The 3,158-nt window shown below is 67.5% G+C and carries 1 protein-coding gene and 1 pseudogene; both read right to left on the reverse strand.

Annotated features, from left to right (window positions below; genetic code table 11):
- Nucleotides 1-49: 49 nt before the first annotated feature.
- On the reverse strand, nt 50-2,278 hold the full coding sequence (locus ACWNCF_RS05135; RefSeq protein WP_449406265.1) for a catecholate siderophore receptor Fiu: 2,229 nt from the start codon (nt 2,276-2,278) through the stop codon (nt 50-52).
- A 186-nt stretch (nt 2,279-2,464) separates the two neighbouring features.
- Nucleotides 2,465-3,067, reverse strand: a pseudogene (locus ACWNCF_RS05140) (UDP-N-acetylmuramate dehydrogenase); the annotation flags it as partial.
- Between the last annotated feature and the right edge of the window lie 91 nt (nt 3,068-3,158).

The raw sequence follows: 3,158 nt of genomic DNA on the forward strand, positions 1-3,158 counted from the left end.
GACGTATTGCTAAGGTTAAAACGGAGGAGTTAGTTGGATGATCCAGCACCTAGCGGTAGCCGCTCTTGTTGATCGCCGCGACGTAGTCCTTGTCGAACAGGTTGTAGACGTTCAGGCGCACATCCAGCCAGCGGTTCACGCGATAGTCCGCCACCGCATCCGCGACCCAGTACGCGTCCGCATACGCCGGCGTGCCGACGGCGCCGTCTTGCCGCGCAGCAGCTTGCCCTGGTAGCGCACGCCGCCGCCGATCGTGAAGCCATGCGGCAGCCGGTACGTTGTCCAGCTGGTCAAGGCCTGCTTCGGCGTGTACGACAGCGCATTGGCGCCGCTCGCCGTGACGGCCTCTGCCCGCCTCGATGCTCGTGTCCATGTACGTGTAGCCGGCATTGACGGACCAGGCGCGCGTGATCTCGCCCGTCACGGCCAGTTCGATCCCCTGCACGCGTTTCTTGCCGGTCTGGTAGTACTTCAGGTCGACCGGATCCTGCTCGACCTCGTTCTTCACGTCCGTGCGGTACAGCGCGGCGTTCAGTGCGAGGCGGCGATCGAGCACCTCCCATTTCGCGCCGACTTCCGTCGTCGTGCTGACCTGCGGCTCGTAGATCGGATTCGCCGCGCTGTTCGCATTGCCGCTCAGCGCCAGGTTCGAGCCGGGCGGGTTCTTCGAATTGGCCCACAGCGCGTACACGCTGCTCGTGGCCGTCGGCTTGTACAGCGCGGACACCTTGCCGCTCGCGAGGTTGTCCGACAGCTCGATGTGCGTCGGCACCGGCGTCCCCACCGGCAGCGCCGGATTGGATGTCGCCGTCGACAGCGCGATCGCGTCGTACGTCGTGTCGAAGTGGTCGAGGCGCGCGGACGCGTTGAAGATCCAGTTGTCTCCGAACTTGATCGTGTCGAGCAGATAGCCGGATGCCGTCGCCGACTCGCCCTGCGTGCGGGCGCCGCTGCGCTGCAGGTCCAGGCCTGTCACCGGTGACGCCGGGTCCGGGTGGTACAGGTTCGCGGGCAGCAGCGTGCCGCCGCCGACGTAGCTCCGGTTGGACTGCTTCTCGTTCGACAGGTCGAGGCCGGCGACGAGCGTGTGGCGCAGCGCGCCCGTGCCGAAGCCGGTCGTCAGCGTCGTCTGGTTGGCGAGCACGGTGTTTTCCTGGTCCTTGATCGTGCGCGTCGTGCGGGCCAGCGACCACGTGGACGGGTCGGCCGCGGACGGGGTGACGATGTTGGCCGACGTGCCCATGAAGGCACTGAGCAGGTAGAACTGTTTCGTCTTGCCGTAGCGGCTCGTGTTCTTGAGCCGCATGCCGTTGCGGAATTCATGCTCGATGATGGCGGTGGCCATGTCGGCCGTCACGCGGTCGAAGTCGGACAGCGCGCCGTAGAACCCCCGCGGATCGACGGGCGCGGCGCCGCTGAGGAAGGCGCGCGTCGCGTCCGGGCTCGTGTAGCCGGGCAGGCCGATGGTCGGCACGCCGCCGTCCGGGCGGTTGTCCTGCCTGACGTGCAGGTAGTCGAGGTAGACGTGGGTCGGGCCGTGCAGGCCGAACGCGAGCGACGGCGCGATGGCCCAGCGTTTCTCGCGTACGTCGTCGCGCGCCGCGTTGCCGCCGCCCTGGTCCAGCACGTTCAGGCGGAACGCCGTGCCGCCGGTGCGGTCGATGACGCGGTTGATGTCCGCCGTGGCGCGCACGCGGTCCGCGCTGCCGGCCGTCAGGCTGGCGTCGCCGAAGTTCTTGAGCCGGGGCTGCTTCGTGTCCAGGTTGATGGAGCCGGTCGGCGCGCCGCGGCCCGTGTCCGTGCCGGCCGGGCCCTTCAGCACGTCGATCTGTTCGATGTTGAAGACGTCGCGCGAGACGGAGCCGATGTCGCGGATGCCGTCGACGAACAGGCTGCCCGACGTGTCGAAGCCGCGCATGTAGACGGCGTCGCCCGTGTTCGTGCTGCCGTTCTCGCCGAGGAAGAACGTGCCCACGCCGGGCGTGTTGCGCAGCGCTTCGGTCAACGTCGTGGCGCCCTGCTGCTCGAACAATTCCTTCTTGATGGCGATGACGGTCTGCGCCGTGTCGACCAGCTTTTCCGTGTACTTGGCCGATTGCGCCTGGTCGGCCTTGTAGTCGTTGTCGCGCGCGCCGGTGACGTGGACGCGGTGCGGGCGGTCGCCGCCGTCGGCATCCGCGTCGGCCGCGTGGCCGGCAAGCGGAAGCATGAGCAGGGCAAGGGCGCCGGCGCGGCGCGGCGTGAAGGAATGTTTGCGGCTGGTGATCGTCGTTCTCATCGTGGTCCGTTCGTGTCGTTACTGGGTGCTTGTCGAAACGCCACCGACTGTACCAGAGATTCCGCGCATAAGTAAACGCGAATCATTCTCATTATCGTTATCGATAAATCCGTCCGTTGTCCCGGGAACGAGCCATGCCGGCCAGCGCACGCGCGCCACGGATTGCCGGCGTTGCGCCGGCTGCGCTCAGACCAGCACGGGCTCCGGCTCCAGCCGCACGCCGAAGCGGGCCTCGACGTCGTCCTGGATGGCGCGCGCGAGCGCCACGATCTCGGCCCCGGTCGCGCCGCCGTTGTTGACGAGCACGAGCGCCTGTTTCGGATAGACGCCCGCGCGTCCGAGGCTCCTGCCCTTCCACCCGCAGCGGTCGATCAGCCAGCCGGCGGCCAGTTTTTCGCTGCCGTCCGGCTGGGCGTGGTGCACGAGGTCCGGCCACGTTTCCAGCAGGCGCGCGCAATGGTCGCGCGCGACGACCGGGTTCTTGAAGAAACTGCCGGCGTTGCCGATCTCGGCAGGATCGGGCAGCTTGCGCCGGCGGATCGCGATGACGGCATCGGCCACCTGGCGCGGCGTCGGCGCGTCGATGCCCTGCACGGCCTGCGCCAGTTCCGCGTAGCGCACGTTGGGCGTCCACGCGCGCGGGAGCGCGAAGGTCACGTCCAGCACCACGAGGGCGCTGCCTTCCGGATGCTTGAACACGCTGTCGCGGTAGCCGAAGCGGCTGGCGGCCGCATCCATCGTGCGCGTCGTGCCGGCGGCGAAATCGAAGACCGTCAGGGAGTGGAAGCTCGTCCTTGACTTCGGCAGGTGCTGGATCATCCAACTAACTCCTCCGTTTTAACCTTAGCAAGACGCAACCGGAACCAGGTACGCTACATAA

The sequence above is a fragment of the Massilia phosphatilytica genome (assembly GCF_977014125.1).

Excerpts from the sequence above, each read along its gene's own strand:
- ACWNCF_RS05135 (WP_449406265.1), bottom strand. The coding sequence starts at position 2,278 with ATGAGAACGACGATCACCAGCCGCAAACATTCCTTCACGCCGCGCCGC.